The sequence below is a fragment of the Dialister hominis genome, from assembly GCF_007164725.1.
In the GTDB taxonomy this organism is placed as follows: domain Bacteria; phylum Bacillota; class Negativicutes; order Veillonellales; family Dialisteraceae; genus Dialister; species Dialister hominis.
The window spans coordinates 1,106,056-1,124,153 of sequence record NZ_AP019697.1 but is presented as its reverse complement, the minus strand read 5'-3'; the positions used below and the strand labels follow the sequence as shown (position 1 = coordinate 1,124,153).

Below are 18,098 nucleotides of genomic sequence, written 5' to 3'. Positions count from 1 at the left end.
TGAACCTCCTGTCGTTATAAACCAAAGTTTGAAATTAAAATATATCGATGGTTCTCGCTAATGAGAATTAGACTATGCTATAATTATTATACTAGATAAATACAGTAATTACATAGATTTATTGAAATTTTATAATTAATAGAAAATATTCAATTTATTTTGCCGGATGTGTAACTATGGCTGCTTTTACATCCGCGAAAGGAGATTCATATGCCCGCAGATATTTATTTTCTGAATCACAGCGGATTCATTCTGAAAATCAACGACATAGTTCTCGTTTTTGACTATTATAAGGATCCCTTGCAACATGTGGAAAAAATGATTACAGATGGCAGAAATAAAATTTACTTCTTTGTTAGTCACTTCCATGGGGATCATTTCAATCCATCCATCAGCCGGTTTGAGGAATATGCTGATGGATACATCCTGCATAGGGATTGTGATCTCTATTTGAGAGATGCAGGGAAGATGCATCTGATGGACGTGGGAGATTCTTATTCGAATGAGGATTTCACCGTTAAAATGTATGGTTCGACGGATGCCGGCGGATCGTTCCTGATCCATTGTCATGGAATCACCATCTTCCATGCAGGTGATTTAAACTGGTGGCATTGGGCAGGCGACTCTGATGCTGCCAATCTGGATGCCAGAAATAATTATTTTGCAGAATTGGAAAAACTGTCCGGGGGAAAAGTGGATATCGCCATGTTCCCGGTGGATGCTAGACTCCAGGTGGCAAGGGAGTGGGGCGTTAAAAAGTTCCTGAGCAAGGTTGAATCCGGTTTGCTCATTCCCATGCATGCTTTTGGAAATGTCTGGGCACCATCCTATGAATTCAGATGGCTCTTTCCCGATCAGAAAATATGGATACCTCAAAAGGACGGAGATATGTTCAGGGAGGAATAAATATGGCATCTACATGGATTTATGTGATGTGCATCATGCTCTTCGGGAGCTATATTCTTCAGCTTGTTCCTCTTATGTTTTATCTTTCGGTAGTTTTAATTGTAAATTGCGGAGTACTTGCAGCTTCTTACTTCCTGTTCAGAAGGGATCCCCTCCTGAATATGAGGGAGAATATGCTCTTCATGCTGGGACTGACCGTCATCAATATCCTGACAGATTTAGGCATAATGAGTTATTTTATGTCCTGGGTGGCCTTTGGTGCGCTTCTGCTCTGGTCACTTCTAGGCGGCGGAAGAGGAGACTGAGGGGAAAAGCGCTTAGGATGCCATATGTTTCAAATACGGTACGGTATTTTTGGGGGGGAAGAACTGCCCGTAAAACAGCGGTGTTTACAGATGCCCGCCTTGACAATGAAAACTAAAGAATTTAGAATTAATATGTGTCAAATTGGCAAGATTATTTTAATTTGTTTGCCTTTTATCAGGATGGATCGTTTTTGTTTTATTATCAGATGATAATTTTAATATAACTATCCAGATGATCTGGTCTGGAGCTTACTATGCAAATGACGGATATGACAAGATAAAGGCAGTGTTTCGGAATGTCTAATGAAAAAATATTGGAAAGAAAGAGGTGAAGTATTTGACACTAGATGAAGTTTTACTTTATGTGATTTTGGGTTGTATTGTTGCTGCAGTTGTCGGTATCGGTGTAGGATATCTCCTGAGAAAGAGAATTGCAGAAGCGCGCATTGGATCCGCTGAAGAAAAAGCAAAACAGATTGCTGATGATGCAAAGAAAATGCTTGAATCTGCATCAAGGGAAGCAGAAACTTTAAAGAAAGAGACCCTTGTTCAGACAAAGGAAGAAATTCACAAGCTGCGTGAAGACGTTGAGCAGGAAAGCAAGCAGCGTCGTGACGAGCTTCAGAAGTACGAGCAGAGACTTGTCCAGAAGGAAAATAATCTTGACTGGAGAAGCGGGAATCTCGAACAGCGTGAAGCACAGCTGGATAAGAAAGAAGTCCAGGTTAAAGTGCAGAAAGACAAGCTTGAAGCTTTATATAGCCAGCAGGAAGCGAAACTGGAAGAAATATCCCAGTTATCACGTGCACAGGCAAAGGATATGATTATTGCCCGTGTAGATGAAGAATTGACGCACGAAAAGGCAGTCAGAATCAGAGATGCCATTGAAGAAGCCCAGGCAACTGCTGATACAAAGGCCAGAGAAATCATAGCCGGTGCTATTCAGAGAAATGCAGCTGATACGGTTTCGGAGACAACCGTTTCTGTAGTGGCGCTTCCGAATGAAGAAATGAAAGGCCGTATCATAGGCCGCGAAGGAAGAAATATACGTGCAATAGAAACTCTTACCGGCGTAGATCTTATTATTGATGATACGCCTGAGGCTGTTATCCTTTCCTGCTTCGATCCAATCCGCAGGGAAATTGCCCGTCTTGCTCTTGAGAGCCTTGTAAAAGACGGACGCATCCATCCTGCAAGAATCGAAGAAGTGGTTGCAAAAACAAAGAAAGACGTTGAAAAGGAAATCCGGGAAGCAGGCGAGCAGGCAGTTATGCAGTGCGGCATCCGCGGAATGAATCCGGATCTGATTAAGATTCTTGGCCGTCTGAAGTATCGTACTTCCTATGGACAGAATGTGCTGCAGCATTGTATAGATACCTCCTATTTTGCAGGTATCATGGCGGCAGATATCGGAGCAGATGTGGATCTCGCCAAGCGCGCGGGCCTGCTTCACGATATTGGTAAGGCAGTGGACAGGGAACAGGAAGGCACCCATGTTGAACTGGGTGTTGAATTGGCACAGAAGTTCCATGAACCGCCGCAGGTCATTAACGCAATAGCTTCACATCATGGAGATACGGAACCAACCTGTATTGAATCTGTTCTGGTTGCCGCAGCTGATGCAATTTCCGCTGCCCGCCCTGGAGCAAGAAGAGAAACCCTGGAAAACTATATCAAGAGACTGACAAAGCTTGAAGATATCGCAAAATCGTTCTCCGGTGTTTCCAACTGCTATGCAATCCAGGCCGGCCGTGAATTGAGAGTCATTGTAAAACCAGAAAAGGTAAGTGAAGATCAGGCTACTATTCTGGCACATGATATTTCACAGCGTGTCGAAAAGGAACTGCAATATCCTGGTCAGGTCAAAGTCGTAGTGATTCGTGAAACAAGAGCTACAGACTTCGCCAAGTAATTTAAGCTATATAAGAGACAGCAGGAGCATAAACCTGCTGTCTTTTTATAATTTGTTTAATTTCAGGAATAAAGATTTATATTTTTACCTAAAATTGCAAGTTCAAATTGAACACCTTTAACCAAATAATTTAAGCTGCATAGACGGTATCTAAATAAGCTTCAAATAAATCATCAGGCGTATCATACCCAAGGGACTTTCTAGGTAATGAATTCATATCCTCTGCAAACCAGAGAATCTGCTCAGCAGAGTAGTTTTCGATAGACTTTCCTTTAGGTACGTACTTTCTGAAAATGCGATTGTGACGCTCATCCATATAGCTCTCTCATAAGAGCTATATGGATGAGCAAGATATACCATTATACCATATCGTTCTAACTGAGATAATTCCGCAAACTCAGTTCCGTTGTCTGCTGTAATTGTTTTAAATACAGTAGCAAATTGTGATCCATAATATATTTTGAGACTACGTAAAGCAGCTTTTACAGATGCTACATCTTTACGTCGAATCTTAATAGCAATGAATTTATGCGTTACTTTCTCTACTAAAGTTAGTACCACAGCCTCTTTACCTTTACGCTTACCAACGATAGTATCTATTTCCCAATGACCAATCTCAAGATGTAGCTTAACGATATCTGGTCGTTCATCAATACTTCGGCCAAAGATGCGTACGTTCTTTGCTTGTTTAGGCTTTGACTTTTTACGACTAAGCAGTTCTGGTACATCGAATAGGGATAATGGTAGGCGTGATTGATTAAGGGCGTTATACAGCGTTTTAGCACATACAAGTTCCTCTTCAGTAAACAGATTATGCTTCTTAGCATAGCCAGCACATACGTCTAATGACCAGTTAGCTTTTTTAACTTGCGCTGCAACCCAAATATCAAATGGACTTTCAGACGTAATGCGCTGTTTACGACCAGAACGTTTTCTGTTTTCATAGTAAACGGCTTGACATCGACTAGGTACATACTCTGTTGGTCTGCCTCGATGTGTCGTCTTAGTTGCAGTGCCACGTTTTAATTCGTAGCCCACAGTACTAGGTGAGCAATTAAGTGCTTTTGCAATCTGGCGATAAGAGTAACCTTGCTTATGGAGCGCTTTGATTTCGCATCGATCTTCAAATCTTAAGTGTTGTCCTCTTTCGCGAGGTAGGGTATTAATGGTATTATTTAGGTAGTCCATAGTGATTGCCTCCGGTTAATTTTGTGTCGTAACTTAATTTTACCATTGATGCAATCCTATGGATCTTTTTATTTAGTTTTAGTGTTCAATTTCATTCTACAATTTACGTTTATATTTTTACCATGTTATAATACATAAAACAATCGATATAGCCTGAAGATTGAACTTTAGTTTGTTTTGCTTGTATTAATTAGTCGTCTATGGACAGATATGAGGGATTCATATGGATAGAGAAGAACTTGATAAGCAGCTCGAACAGAACGGCAGAAAAATTCAGTTGAATAAAGATGACAAAGGTTCAGGAAGAAAGAAACTGTTTGCCCTGGCGGCAGCTTTATTGATCATAGGCGGAGCCGGTGGTTACTTCATGGGGAATTTCAGCATTGTGCCCAAGGGAAGTACTGCGGCATCCTCCAGCCAGATGTTCCAGCAAACTCCTGATAAGAACAAGGAACTGCCGGCGGTCAGGAATACTGCAATTGTTCAGGCTGTCAAAGAAGTTGGCCCGGCAGTTGTCGGGATTACGACAAAAGTGTATGACAGGGATATATTCAACCGCCGCGTCGAGGTAGGAACAAGTGTCGGTTCCGGAGTTATTTTTGATAAAAAGGGATATATTGTTACCAACAACCATGTCGTTTCGGGAAGCAAGGATGTAAACGTATCGCTTTCTAATGGCAAGACGGTATCAGGAACTGTTATAGGCACCGATCCGGCCACGGATCTTGCCGTCGTGAAGATTGATGGCAGCGATGATCTTCCCGTTGCAAGTTTTGGCGATTCAGATAATCTGCAGGTTGGTGAAACCGCTATTGCCATAGGCAATCCTTTAGGACTTGAATTCCAGGGGACGGTAACCGTTGGCGTAATCAGTGCCCTGAACAGGAGCCTTGATGATGTTGACCAGAGATTTAAATTGATTCAGACGGATGCCGCAATCAATCCGGGCAATTCCGGAGGCGCTTTAGTGACGGCAGACGGCAAGGTAGTGGGAATCAATAGTGCGAAGATTTCCAAGGAGGGAATCGAGGGAATGGGATTTGCCATTCCGATTAACCAGGTAAAGGGCATCGTGCAGCAGCTGATTGAACACGGGAAGGTTATTCGTGCTTATCTTGGCGTTTATGCTGCTGATAAAGACATAGCTATGAGGTATGGATATACATGGAACAATGAAAACGGCGTCCTTGTTATGAAAGTTGCCGAAAACAGCCCATTGAGCCTTACGAACGTAAAACCGGGAGATTACATCCTGGCAATCGATGGCAAGAAGATCAGTTCAGTAAAGGAAATGAGGGATATTCTTGACGGACATCAGCCCGGGGACCGCATCAGCCTTACGTATTCACATAATGGAAGGGAGACGAATACAGACGTGCTTCTTTCCTCTGCTCCGGGGAACAACTCATGAAAATAACGATACTTGCTGTAGGAAAAATCAAGGAGAAATGGATGCGGGCAGGCATTCAGGAATATGTGAAGCGCCTGACACCATTTTCAAAATGGGAGGAATTAGAGCAGAATGAAGTGAAGATGCCTGATAACTGCTCTCCCGTCATGAAAGAAAAAATATTGATGGAAGAAGGAGAAAGCCTTCTTAAACACATTCGTGATGAAGATTACCTGATCCTTCTTGATTTAAAAGGAAAAGAAATGACTTCCGAGGAATTTGCGGGCTGCCTGAATGATAAGATGCTCACGGGGACCAATCACTTCTATTTTATGATCGGCGGTCCCTGCGGGAATGGAGAAAATATACGGAAGCGTGCAAATCTGCGCATATCATTTGGCAAAATGACATTGACGCATCAGATGGCAAGACTGATACTCTCCGAGCAGATTTACAGAGCCATGAAAATTATTCACAACCAGCATTATCATTTGTAATCGATAATCTGAAAACAAAAGATAAAATTAATTGCGGCTTTATTTAAAATTGGATAAAATAATATAGAAGGGAAGTAATAATAGATTTAGACTTTATTTTGAAAGGAAGGGGTTATGATGGCCAGGTCACTAAAAGCAAAGGATTTTATGACCAATTATGTATTTACCGTCTCTCCTGACATAACTGTACACGAACTGGTCGGGCTTTTTATTACACATCCGGTCAGTGCGATTCCAGTAGTTGGGGAAGATAATGAATTGTTGGGAATCGTTTCAGAAGGAGATCTTCTTTACAAGAAGGTTCGTCCACAGATTCCTCAGTATGTAGATGTACTGGGCGGAAATCTTTATTACTATGGTTTCGGGCGGTATGAAAAATCCTTCAGGAAACTGCTCGCAACGACTGCATCTGAAATCATGACAAGAGATGTGCGTTGTGTAACACCTGACACCGACATGGATACCATTACGACGCTCATGGTCGATGAACAGTTGAAGACTGTGCCGGTTGTGGAAAAACCTAAGAAAGATATCAAGGTCAAAGGAGCCAAAGTGCCGGTTAGACTGGTCGGCATTATAACCAGACATGATATACTTGGCGCTATAGCCGCTATTGAGGCAGAAGAAGCCCTGAAGGAAATAGGCAAAGACAAGGGCGCTGAGAAATCAGATAACGGCAGCAATGCCAATGATAAGGAAAAATAACAAGCAATGAAATGAAGGCTGCAGATTTATGATCTGCGGTCTTTATTTCTTTATTGAGGATTTCCGAGTTTCCTAATAAATAGTATAATAAAAGAAGCGTTTATATGATAAAATAAATTGCTTGGGAAAGAACATATGGGGGATAAAGGGGAATTCTATAATGTTCAGATACATTGTTTCGGCTTTGAGCCAATTGCACAGGGGCGTACTGATCTGCGGCGGCTTTGCCTTGTTCATGGTTTTCGGCGCGCTTTTGCTGATGCTCCCCTTTTCTACAACGGGAAATGCTGAGGTCAGCTTTGTTGATGCGCTGTTCATGTCTGTAAGCGTTGTCAGCGTTACGGGAATGTCCATGTTTGATGTACGGACAGATTTCACTATATTCGGACAACTTGTGATATTATTCCTTATGCAGGTCGGCGGCCTTGGCATCATGACTATCATGGCGATGGTAGGGATATCGACGGGACGCAAGATCCGCCTTCAGGAACGTTTGCTCATCAGAGATTCGTTCAACCTGCAAACACCGTCAGGGATGGTTATGCTCGTGCGTAAAATCATATTCATGACACTCCTGGTTGAGTTTATCTCGGGGACACTTCTGGCAGTCTATTTTTATTTCAAATTTGGGCCCATGGGTATCTATCTTGGATACTGGCATGCCGTATCTGCATTTACCAACTGCGGGCTGGATATTATGGGAGCCAATGCAGGATTTGCCAAAATGGCTGCGGATCCCTTTGTCAGTACAGTTATTGTCGTAACGATGTTCCTTGGAGGCGTCGGATTCATGGCGGCGGATGACTTCCTTAGACACAGGAGCTGGTCCGGGCTGTCCTTGAACAGCAAGCTTATTTTCCTGATGGAAGCAATCCTGATTCCGCTTGGAACGATTATATTTTATAATCTGGAAGGAAATAATCCGGAGACCCTTGGCGGACTTTCTACCATGGAGAAATGGCAGAGCGCAGTATTAATGTCAGTTTCATCCAGATTGGGCGGATTTGCTGTTTTTGATATACATTCCATGCTTGATCAAACCGTCCTTCTGGTTATGATGTTCATGTTTATCGGGGCAGCTCCCGTATCGACGGGAGGCGGCATACGTACGACAACGATCGGACTGCTTTTCTTATCACTTTATGCCTGGATAAGAGGCAAAAAAGATGTTGTTATTTTTCATAAGCATGTAGATCCGGACTGTCTCGTCAAAGCATCGAATGTCTTTACTCTTGCAGTGGTGATCACGTTTATTACTGCTTTTCTCGTATTTGTTTTTGAGCCGATGAGCTTTGACTTTGAAGATGTCATGTTTGAAGCTGTCTCGGCTTTCAGTACTGTGGGTTTCAGCATGGGGCTTACTGGCGAGTGGAACACACCGTGCAAGATTGTACTGATGATAGCCATGTATATAGGCAGAATTGGCGTCATGACACTGGCAATTACATTTGCCAGCCATCACAGCCGCCAGCTTAAATATCCTAAAGAAAATATAATTGTGGGATGAGGATTAAGATATGGGACGCAAATTACAGTTTTTTGTTGCAGGACTTGGCCGCTTTGGAGAGAGTGTCGCTGTAACACTGGAAAAAATGGGCTATGATGTAATGGCCATGGATATTGCAGAAGATGTAGTGCAGGATTTATCTGACACATTGGGTTATGTAGTTTGTGCCGACTGCTCAGACGAGAAAAACCTGACTGCTATAGGAGCAGGGAATGCAGATGTAGCAGTTGTAGCAGTAGGGGAACTATCTGCAAGCCTTATGACGACGCTTCTTCTGAAGGATATGGGTGTCAAGAAAATCGTTGTAAAAGCGTTGGACCCATTGCATGGCAAGATGCTCCAGAAGATCGGTGCAGACAAAGTCATATATTCTGAAAAAGAAATGGGTGTCAGGGTAGCACACAATCTGATTTCGCCAGGCATCGTCGATTATATTGAAATGGAAGACAATATCACGATTCTTTCCATTCATGTCCCTCAGGACTGGATTGGAAAGAGTTTAATAGATATAGATGTAAGAAAGAAATATAATATAACAGTTGTTGCAATCAAGAGGAAAGGGGAAATGTTCGTCAATCCTCATCCGGATATGAAAATGGATGTAGTGGATATGCTTGTCATTTTAGGTGATTCCGAGAGTGTTAAACGCGTAACAGCAACATTGGGGCAATAGATTTTCTTGAAATCACATATAATATTTGCTATGCTATGATACGTGTAATCTAAAAACATATATGAACTCTGCTCCACTGGCAATACGCACCTGTTTTTAAAGGAGAATGTTTTGCGGGTGGTATAAAAGGCAGATTTGTCTAAAACTGATTGAAATTATGGTTAATAAGTTCGTATTTAAAGTACAGGAGTGATTCCGCTTGGAAAAATTAGTGATTCATGGGGGAAAGACCCTTCATGGGAATGTACGCGTTTCGAGTGCTAAAAACGCAGTTTTACCTATTATTGTTGCAACGCTTCTGCCGGAAACACCTGCATCGATCGTAGATGCGCCCAATTTGGATGATGTTTTTACCATTTGCAGCGTTTTGGAATCGCTGGGAGTAAAAGTCAAAAAAGAAGACAATGTCCTGACATTTGATTCCTCCTTATTAAATAAGACAGAAGCTTCCTATGAACTGATGAGCAAAATGAGAGCGTCCTTCCTGATCATGGGACCACTTTTAGCAAAGATGGGACATGCAAAAATCGCTCTTCCTGGCGGATGCATGATTGGAAGCCGGCCGATTGACCTGCATCTTAAAGCGTTTGAAGCTATGGGTGCTGAAATCAATATTGGAAACGGCTTTGTAGAAAGCTATGCACCGCATGGTCTGAAGGGGACTACGATTTACCTGGATTTCCCAAGCGTTGGTGCTACTGAAAATATCCTGATGGCCGCAGCAACAGCTGAGGGGCGGACTGTCATTGAAAATGCAGCAGAAGAACCGGAAATCGTCGATCTTGTTACATTCCTCAATTCCATGGGTGCCAACATCAAAGGTGCGGGGACTAATATCATCCGTATTGAAGGCGTCAAGAAACTGGAGGGCGTTTCCCATACAGTGATTCCTGACCGCATCGAGGCCGGTACATTCATGATCGCTGCTGCTATGGCAGGCGGCGATGTTGTCATAGAAAATGTCCTGACGGAACATTTGAAGCCGCTTCTAGCCAAACTGAATGAAGCAGGCGTTAAAGTGACTAAGGAAATCGACAGTGTCCGCGTCGTTAGTGATGGAAAGATCAGATCTACAGACATAAAGACACTTCCTTATCCTGGTTTCCCGACTGACCTGCAGGCTCAGTTCATGGCTTTAATGACAATTGGAAACGGGATCAGCAAAATTACTGAAACTGTCTTTGAAAACCGTTTCATGCATGTCGGTGAGCTCCAGCGTATGGGAGCATCCATTCAGGTGGAAGGCCGCTGCGCTATCGTTCAGGGTGTTCCTTTCCTTACGGGAGCTTTTGTGCGTGCAACAGATCTTAGAGCAGGGGCAGCCCTGACATTAGCTGGATTGGCAGCCCATGGAGAAACAGAAATCGGGGAGCTGCATCATATTGACCGCGGCTATGATCATTTGGTTGAGAAATTACAGGGATTAGGAGCAGATATTATCCGTGTCGACAAAGACTGAAAGTACGGAAGAAATAAAAAAGGATAATTCCGGTCAAAGCTCGCTGATGGACTGGATCGGCTCATTCGGCGCAGAAGATATAGGGGTAGATATTGGTACTTCCAATATAGTTCTTTATGTAAAGCATAAAGGCCTTATATTTTCTGAAGCTTCCGTTTTGGCGCGCAATGAGATCACTCATGAATACTTTGCGTTTGGCACCAAGGCAGAAGAAATGGAAGGAAAGGCTCCCCATGAGATCAGTATCATCCGTCCGCTGCGCAATGGTGCGATTATTGATTATAACGGTGCTGCATACCTTTTAAACTCCATCGTCAATAAATCATACCTGAAGAGCATGTTTTTCCATCCACGCCTCATTATGTGTGTTTCTGACGGGATCAACAGCGTTCAGAGGAGAGCTCTTCTGGAAGCTGCTGTTGCCATGGGAGCAAGGAAGACTGTGCTGATTGATCAGCCGCTGGCAGCAATGATGGGGATGAATGGATCCAGTAAGACGCCTGAAGGGACAATGTTTGTAGATGTCGGAGGCGGCTCTACGAAGGTATCCGTACTCTCACCGCGCGGAATCGTTGCCAGCCAGTTCTCTACGAGATCGGGCATCAAGATGGATCAGGCCATCATGAACCTGGTAAAAGAGAAATATCATGTCCGCATTGGCAGAAAAGAAGCAGAATCTTTGAAAATTGCCCTGGGAGCACAGTGGGATTTGGAACAGACTCCGAGGATTTCTGAAACATTCGGGCTTTCACTGGTATCCGGTCTTCCTGTCAAGATTGCAGTGACGGGAGAAGACATTGCAAGCGTTGTCAATCCAATTCTTTATGATATCTTCAAGTGCATCAGGGATGTCATCCAGCGTACGCCGCCAGCCATTTTGGCCGATATCAGAGAACATGGCATCAAACTCATTGGCGGAGGCTCGCAGCTGAAGGGACTCGATATACTCATTTCCAGAATAACGGGTTTCCGGGCATATGTTGTTGAAAGACCTAATTATATTAATGCTGTCGGAGCGGGTAAATCTTTAGATTATATTAATGAATTTAGAGATTCGCTTCAGGATCTTCATTGATACGTCAATATTACAAAGGAGGGGATGTGACAAAATTCATCCCAACAAAAAGGGCTCTGCCCCGGATCATTTGGTCCGGGGCAGAGCCTTTCGTGTTATAATTTTTTACAATGAAAAATAACAACACTAGCAATCATTTTACCGCAGAACAAGGCATTTTGCCAATGTTTCCCTCTGAGATTCTCAATGTCGATGATCCTGTTTTAATGTATGACAGATTTATGGAGGAAATCGATCTTAAAAAGTACCTTCGTTACATACCGACGCGTGGCGCTGGCAGACCCAGGTATAATCCCGTCAACATGCTGAAAACGATCATCTATGGTTTCGCAGAAGAAGGATATTGCTCTTTTAGAAAACTTGAAGATAATTGCAGGGTTAATATCAGATATATGTACCTGATGAATTATGAAGCCCCATCCTATCGGACATTCTGTCATTTCGTGAAGGGCTTTCTTAAGTATTCTCTCAAGGATATCTTTTATTCAATTACGAAAGAACTCTGCGGCAAACTCAACGTGGATTTGCAGCATATATATATTGACGGTTCCAAGTTTGAAGCGAACGCAAATAAATACAGCTGGGTATGGAAGAAATCCGCTGAAAAATCCCGCTACAAGCTTTTTGCCAAGATTACCAGCCTTTTTGAGTTACTCAATGATGATCTTAAGTATGACCATATGAGTGTAAACATCAATACAGAATACGCTCCGGACTATCTGCGTCTGGTATTGGATAAATTAAAAGAAATCTGGCAGATTGATGAGACGGCCTTTGTTCATGGAAGCGGGCATCGCAAGTCCGATCATCAACGCAAGTATGAGCAGCTTAAGGCATATACATCAAAACTTGAAGAATATGTTGAGAAGATACAGATATGCGGTACTTCCAGAAACAGTTATTCGAAGACCGATACGGATGCAACATTCATGCGAATCAAGTCGGACTACATGGGAAATGATCAGCTTCTGCCTGCATACAATGTCCAAATAGGTGTTGCCGATGAATTTATTGCCGTAATTGATGTTAACCAGTATCGTTCAGATATGGATTGCTTCGTACCGCTGATGGAGGAATTCCACGAAGTCTATGGGGCTTATCCTAAGTATCCTGTGGCAGATGCAGGATATGGATCTTTCAACAATTACATCTATTGCGAGCAGCACGGTATGGAAAAGTATATGAAATTCCCCATGTACAAGAAAGAAACGAAAGACAAGAAATACCATACCAATCCGTTTCGGCCAATAAACTTTAGAGTTGATGAGAATGGAACCATCCGTTGTCCAAATGACAGGGCTTTCAAATTTATCTATAGACATCTGGTCAGAGGGAACTTATACGGCAGGCAGGAGGAAGTATTTGAATGCGAAGACTGCCAAGGATGCCCGCTGGCAGAGCAATGTAAAAAGACCCCGAAGAACAAAAGAATCTCATTGAGCAGAGAACGGAATAACATGTACCAGGAGGTTCAGGATAATCTGGAAAGCATCCATGGAGCCCTGCTAAGAATGAACCGGTCAATCCAGGCTGAAGGAACTTTTGGAATCATGAAACATGACAGATGGTACAAAAGAATCGTCAGAAAAGGGATAGATTCTGTAAAAGCCGAGTTATACCTGGTAGCACTTGGCTATAATTTAAGGAAATACATCACAAAAATAATGCGTATAAGGATTGCCGCCTAAGACAATATAATTAAAAGTCTTATGGGGGTAAGGGGGCTTACGCGCATTTTTACGTAAAAGGCTTACAGCAGAGCTAAAAATGATGAAATAAAGACGCAAAAAAGAGGCTGCAACAAAATGATTAACCATTTTGTCACAGCCCCTTTTTTGCATATATAACGCGTTTCTTTATGACACTAGGGAGTGTAAAATAGTTTGTGTAAATCGGTATTGCATGAATCTACTTTATGCCCCATACTGGGGTAAACAAAGATAAGGACGGTAACAGAATGGCAAAGTGTAAAACTCCACCAACTACCCCAGGCGAGCAGATTGCTCAGCAAATCCTCAACAACTACGACATCAAGAGCGCGGAAGACGTACAGGACGTCCTGAAGCAGATTTTTGGCCCCATTTTTGAGTCCATGCTCAAAGGTGAGATGGAAAATCATCTCGGCCATAAGAAGCATGAGCGCTCCGAAGACGGTGACAATGTCCGGAACGGCTATTCATCCAAGACGCTCAAGACCTCTCTGGGCGAGGTTCCTATCCGCGTCCCTAGGGATCGCCAGAGTACGTTTGAACCGCAGATCATCAAGAAGCACCAGCGCGACGTTTCGTCCATCGAGGGCAAGGTACTGGCGATGTATGCCCGTGGCATGAGCCAACGCGACATCGCTGCAACCATCGAAGACATCTACGGCTTCCAGATGTCACATGAACAGATCTCCACCATCACAGGCTGCGTCATGGAAGAGGTCGAGGCATGGCGGAATCGTCCGCTCCAGTCGTTCTATCCATTTGCTTTCGTCGACTGCATCTACGTATCGCTGCGCACGGAGTATGGCGTCCAGCAGGTGGCCGTCTATGTCATGCTTGCCTATGACGTCAACGGCTGCAAGGATGTCCTTGGCCTCTGGATCAACGAGACGGAGAGCAAGCATGACTGGATGCAGATCTTCGACGAGCTGCGGGCTCGCGGCGTTAAGGATCTTGGCATCCTGTCCATGGATGGCGTGAGCGGATTGGAGGAAGGCGCCAAGGCTGTATTCCCGCATGCCACGGTTCAGCGCTGCATCGTACACCTCATCCGCAATTCCATCCGCTACATCCCACGCAAGCAGTGGAGTGCATTCACGAAGCAGCTGAAGCTCATCTATGGTGCCATCAACGTCAAGCAGGCCCGTCAGGAATTCGAGAAGTTCAAGACCGACTGGCAGGCTTATCCAGGCGCGGTCAGCGTATGGGAAAACAATTTCTCACACGTCGAGCAGCTCTATAACTATGGCAGTGCCGTGCGCAAGATCATGTACACGACCAATGCCATCGAGAGCGTCAACTCTAGCTTCCGCAAGGTGACCAAGAAAGGCGCTTTCCCCAACGAGGATGCAGTCTTCAAGATTTTCTACCTACGCATCCAAGAGCTCTATAAAAAATGGAAAGGTCGTCACGTCGCAAGCTGGGCGATGGTCCGGAACCAGCTGCTCATGGACGACAGGATGTCTCAGCTTATGCAGCAATACGATGTTGCTTATTGAATCGATTTACACAAAACTCTTGACACACCCTGACACTATGTTAAACTGAATACCACACGGTTTTTAAAATGATGTGTTTTTTACGATAAAAGATGGTAAAATAAAAAGAATAATACATATAATTGATAATGAAAGCATTCTGATAAGAAGGGTGAGCAATCATGAAATTAAATAAAAAGGCGGGAATCCTTTCTATGCTGATTTTCGCAGGCGCAGCTTGTCCTGCTGTTTTTGCAGAACAAGTTCCACAGAGATCTGTCTTAAGCGGCGTTGTAACCTCTGTTGTGGAAGAAAATGCCGTTGTCAAGGAAGGACAGGTTATAGTAACGGTCGACTCGCTTGTCGGACCGGTTCCGGCTGCAAGGGCGGATGCTGATGGTGTTGTGCAGAAAGTCCTGGTAGTCAAAGGACAGAGAATTGATAAACAGCAGGCAGTTGCTGTTATCGATACCAATAAGAATTAATGATAAGGGAAAATGATAAGCGATGCTGAAAAATAAACTGAAAAATCTCGCGCTGGCAGTGCTTCTGGCACTTTCCGGCATGGGTCAGGCTTATGCAGCACAGGAATTTCTGCCGGTTTCAGACGTGCAGGAAGGAATGCACGGATATGCTAAGACTGTTGTTCACGGAAGACAAATTGATACCTTCGATGTGGAAGTTCTGGGCATACTCAAGCATAAAGGAGCTTCAGGCGGAGATTTAGTATTAGTGAAGGTTTCAGGGCCTGTCATTGACAAGACTAACGGGATTGCTCAGGGAATGAGCGGAAGTCCTGTTTATATAAACGGCAAACTTTTAGGTGCCATATCATATGGTTTTCCGCAGTCTAACGGCCGGATAGGAATGGTTACACCGATTTCTGATATTATCCGCCTGTGGACCATTAATGACACGGATCAAAACACTAGTGACCATCCGGATACGAATGGTTTTGTGGCTTTGGATACGCCGCTTATGGCAGAAGGATATACTGGAAGCGGAATGGAATTTCTTGCAAAAAAAATGAAGGAATTCAATATGGTGCCGTATTCCTCTGTCTCTGTTCAAAATGATGATGCACCTTATCCTCTGGAAGCCGGCGGTTCTGTCGCTGCAACTTTAGTCACAGGCGATTTAAGGCTGGGCGCTGTAGGGACGGTAACCTATGTAGATGGAAATCACATGATCGCATTCGGACATCCGTTTCTTGATAAGGGCAGTTCCGGCTACTTCATGCACAATGCATACATACTCACCATCGTGCCAAGCCAGAATATTCCGTTCAAACTGGGATCCGTGGGGGCTGAAATCGGCGTAGTCAATCAGGACCGCGGTGCAGGGATCAGCGGCGTCAGCGGCATCACTCCGGATTCCGTGCGTCTTCATGCTAATGTTCTTGATCTGGATCTCAACAGGAGCACGGACTTTAATGTACGCATGATCCAGAATGAATCCATGCTTCCTGCGCTGACTGCAACGTCTGCCTATAATGCCATAAGCAGGACAATGGACAGAAAAGGGCAGGGAACCGTTACTGTAAACTATACATTGTTTCCTAAAGACTTGAATAAAAAGGCTTTTACAAGAAGCAACATGTTCTGGTCGTCTAATGAGGCCGCAGGGAAGAGTGTTGATGAAATTTATAATGTAGTCAAGCTTCTTGAGCAGAACCGGTTTGAAAAGTATGAACTTAGAGATATCAATGTAGACATGAAGGTGACCTCCGAAAGAAAAACTGCGCAGCTTTTAGATGCATCTGCTTACCCGATGGTTGTCAGTCCCGGTGATACGATTTATATCCGTGTCAGGCTCCAGCCATACAGGGGAGAGGTTTTCTATAAAGAGATGTCATTTACCGTTCCTGCTGATCAGCCGCTTGGGGAGATGATTCTTGAAATACGGGGAGGCGGCGTGATTCCGCTTCCGTATCTTCTGCAGCAGCAGCAGTATAATCTGACGGATGAAGTCCTTGACCGCGTGCGTGTGTATAAAGATTTCAACGACCTTTTCGATAAACTGCAGAAAGAAGATCAGAATAACCAGATCGTCGCTGAAATTCTGGATCCTTCTGTCAGCACGATTAATAACAAGACATCGTCTTCGAAAACCAAGGCAGAAATTACTGACCGGGATGATTCGGATGTTCCTGATTACCTGAAGGGCAGAAAAGGAAACAGCGCAGATCATGGCGATATGAGCAAGGAGACCGCCAAGAGCTCTGTGCTGACAGATTATGTTATATATGGCGACGGACAGTTTACTTTCAAAGTAACTACGCCTGAAGACAGGGACCGTAAGCTGAAAGTCCTTATCAAGAATTCAAAGGAAAAAGGCTTTGAGAAGATGGACAGCAGTGCGCTGCAGACATCTGAGAAAAAAGCATCAGACAAGACTTCAGAACCTGGTTCCGATAAGAGTGCAGGCAAGGACAAAGCCTGATGGATTATGTAAACCGCAGTTATAGAATAATCACTTATCCCACGGCATAAAATGCTGGGGGGAAATATAGATTTTTGAAGGGGGCTCCATATGGCATTTATTGAATCTTTGGGAAGACAAACGATCAGTATATTTCACCAATTAGGGGCCATTATCCTTTTATTGATTGCGGCGGTAAAGGAAATAGGCACGATCAGGAGCAGGGAAACGTTTAAGCAGTGCCTGTCCCTCGGTGTTTTGTCATTTCCGATTGTTGCACTGACACTTTTATTTACGGGCATGGTACTTTCGGTACAGATTGCAGGGGAGCTTACGAAATATGGGGCTGATTTTACTGTCGGAGCTATTGTCGCCATCGGCATAGGCCGTGAATTAGGCCCGGTCCTTTGCGGTGTTGTGCTTGCCGGTAGAGTCGGTGCTGCAATTACTGCGGAAATCGGCACAATGCGCGTTACTGAGCAGATCGATGCCCTGAGGTGCATGGCCGTAAGCCCGATCGGCTACCTTGTCGTTCCCAGGCTTGTCGCATGTATGGCAATGCTTCCCATACTGAATGTTTTTGGCGTTGTAATCGGTGTCGGCGGCGGAATGATTGTAGCATCCCTTTCACACGGCGTGTCTTCCTATGTCTTTATGCACTCGATTCGTGTATTCTGCGTCCCGTCTGATTTATATATCGGTGTTATAAAATCCATCATATTTGGAATGATTGTCGCACTGGTCGGATGCGACCGTGGGATGACCTGTACTGCCGGCGCAGAAGGCGTCGGCAAAGCAACGACGCAGTCCGTCGTTTATTCCATAATTATGCTCTTTGCTGCAAATTATATTCTTTCATCTATACTGTTCTGAGGC

The 18,098-nt window shown here is 44.0% G+C and carries 15 protein-coding genes and 1 pseudogene; 15 read left to right on the top strand and 1 reads right to left on the bottom strand.

All coding sequences use genetic code 11. From position 1 onward, the window contains the following. Positions 1-210 precede the first annotated feature (210 nt). The 3 genes from Dia5BBH33_RS05285 to rny all read left to right on the top strand — a co-directional run bounded on the left by Dia5BBH33_RS05285 (position 211) and on the right by rny (position 3,123). Positions 211-906 (top strand): MBL fold metallo-hydrolase, encoded by a 696-nt coding sequence (locus Dia5BBH33_RS05285; protein ID WP_143332529.1) that lies wholly within the window; start codon positions 211-213, stop codon positions 904-906. A gap of 2 nt (positions 907-908) precedes the next feature. Beyond that, positions 909-1,211 carry a hypothetical protein gene (locus tag Dia5BBH33_RS05280; RefSeq protein WP_022382982.1) on the top strand — a complete coding sequence of 101 codons (303 nt, stop codon included), beginning with the start codon at positions 909-911 and terminating at the stop codon, positions 1,209-1,211. A gap of 337 nt (positions 1,212-1,548) precedes the next feature. Beyond that, positions 1,549-3,123: a ribonuclease Y gene (rny, locus tag Dia5BBH33_RS05275; protein WP_143332528.1), complete on the top strand. Its 1,575-nt coding sequence runs from the start codon at positions 1,549-1,551 to the stop codon at positions 3,121-3,123. A 130-nt stretch (positions 3,124-3,253) separates the two neighbouring features. On the opposite strand, the pseudogene Dia5BBH33_RS05270 reads toward rny, so the two are convergent. Next, positions 3,254-4,311: pseudogene (locus tag Dia5BBH33_RS05270) on the bottom strand (IS30 family transposase). A gap of 223 nt (positions 4,312-4,534) precedes the next feature. Between Dia5BBH33_RS05270 and Dia5BBH33_RS05265 the strand changes: the two are divergent. The 12 genes from Dia5BBH33_RS05265 (at position 4,535) to Dia5BBH33_RS05210 (ending at position 18,095) form a co-directional block, all read left to right on the top strand. Next, a complete protein-coding gene (locus Dia5BBH33_RS05265; protein ID WP_143332527.1) occupies positions 4,535-5,722 on the top strand; it encodes a S1C family serine protease in 1,188 nt (395 codons plus the stop codon). Then, positions 5,719-6,198 carry a 23S rRNA (pseudouridine(1915)-N(3))-methyltransferase RlmH gene (gene rlmH / locus Dia5BBH33_RS05260; protein ID WP_108849682.1) on the top strand — a complete coding sequence of 160 codons (480 nt, stop codon included), beginning with the start codon at positions 5,719-5,721 and terminating at the stop codon, positions 6,196-6,198. The genes Dia5BBH33_RS05265 and rlmH overlap by 4 nt, the downstream gene beginning before the upstream one ends. Before the next feature lie 114 nt (positions 6,199-6,312). After that, positions 6,313-6,903 (top strand): CBS domain-containing protein, encoded by a 591-nt coding sequence (locus tag Dia5BBH33_RS05255; protein ID WP_143332526.1) that lies wholly within the window; start codon positions 6,313-6,315, stop codon positions 6,901-6,903. 160 nt (positions 6,904-7,063) lie between these two features. After that, positions 7,064-8,410 carry a TrkH family potassium uptake protein gene (locus Dia5BBH33_RS05250; RefSeq protein ID WP_108849684.1) on the top strand — a complete coding sequence of 449 codons (1,347 nt, stop codon included), beginning with the start codon at positions 7,064-7,066 and terminating at the stop codon, positions 8,408-8,410. A gap of 10 nt (positions 8,411-8,420) precedes the next feature. After that, positions 8,421-9,083: a potassium channel family protein gene (locus tag Dia5BBH33_RS05245; protein ID WP_108849685.1), complete on the top strand. Its 663-nt coding sequence runs from the start codon at positions 8,421-8,423 to the stop codon at positions 9,081-9,083. 199 nt (positions 9,084-9,282) lie between these two features. After that, complete coding sequence (gene murA, locus Dia5BBH33_RS05240) at positions 9,283-10,542, top strand: UDP-N-acetylglucosamine 1-carboxyvinyltransferase (RefSeq protein WP_143332525.1); 1,260 nt, start codon at positions 9,283-9,285, stop codon at positions 10,540-10,542. Beyond that, on the top strand, positions 10,526-11,617 hold the full coding sequence (locus tag Dia5BBH33_RS05235; RefSeq protein WP_231939212.1) for a rod shape-determining protein: 1,092 nt from the start codon (positions 10,526-10,528) through the stop codon (positions 11,615-11,617). The genes murA and Dia5BBH33_RS05235 overlap by 17 nt, the downstream gene beginning before the upstream one ends. 110 nt (positions 11,618-11,727) lie before the next feature. Further along, positions 11,728-13,305 (top strand): IS1182 family transposase, encoded by a 1,578-nt coding sequence (locus Dia5BBH33_RS05230; RefSeq protein WP_143332102.1) that lies wholly within the window; start codon positions 11,728-11,730, stop codon positions 13,303-13,305. A gap of 269 nt (positions 13,306-13,574) precedes the next feature. Further along, a complete protein-coding gene (locus Dia5BBH33_RS05225) occupies positions 13,575-14,822 on the top strand; it encodes an IS256 family transposase (RefSeq protein ID WP_143332165.1) in 1,248 nt (415 codons plus the stop codon). A gap of 161 nt (positions 14,823-14,983) precedes the next feature. Beyond that, on the top strand, positions 14,984-15,286 hold the full coding sequence (locus Dia5BBH33_RS05220; protein WP_143332524.1) for a hypothetical protein: 303 nt from the start codon (positions 14,984-14,986) through the stop codon (positions 15,284-15,286). Between the two features lie 22 nt (positions 15,287-15,308). After that, positions 15,309-17,243, top strand: coding sequence for a SpoIVB peptidase S55 domain-containing protein (locus Dia5BBH33_RS05215; protein WP_174182946.1), 1,935 nt, complete (start codon positions 15,309-15,311; stop codon positions 17,241-17,243). 90 nt (positions 17,244-17,333) lie between these two features. After that, positions 17,334-18,095, top strand: coding sequence for an MlaE family ABC transporter permease (locus Dia5BBH33_RS05210; RefSeq protein WP_022382056.1), 762 nt, complete (start codon positions 17,334-17,336; stop codon positions 18,093-18,095). The last annotated feature ends 3 nt before the right edge of the window (positions 18,096-18,098 follow it).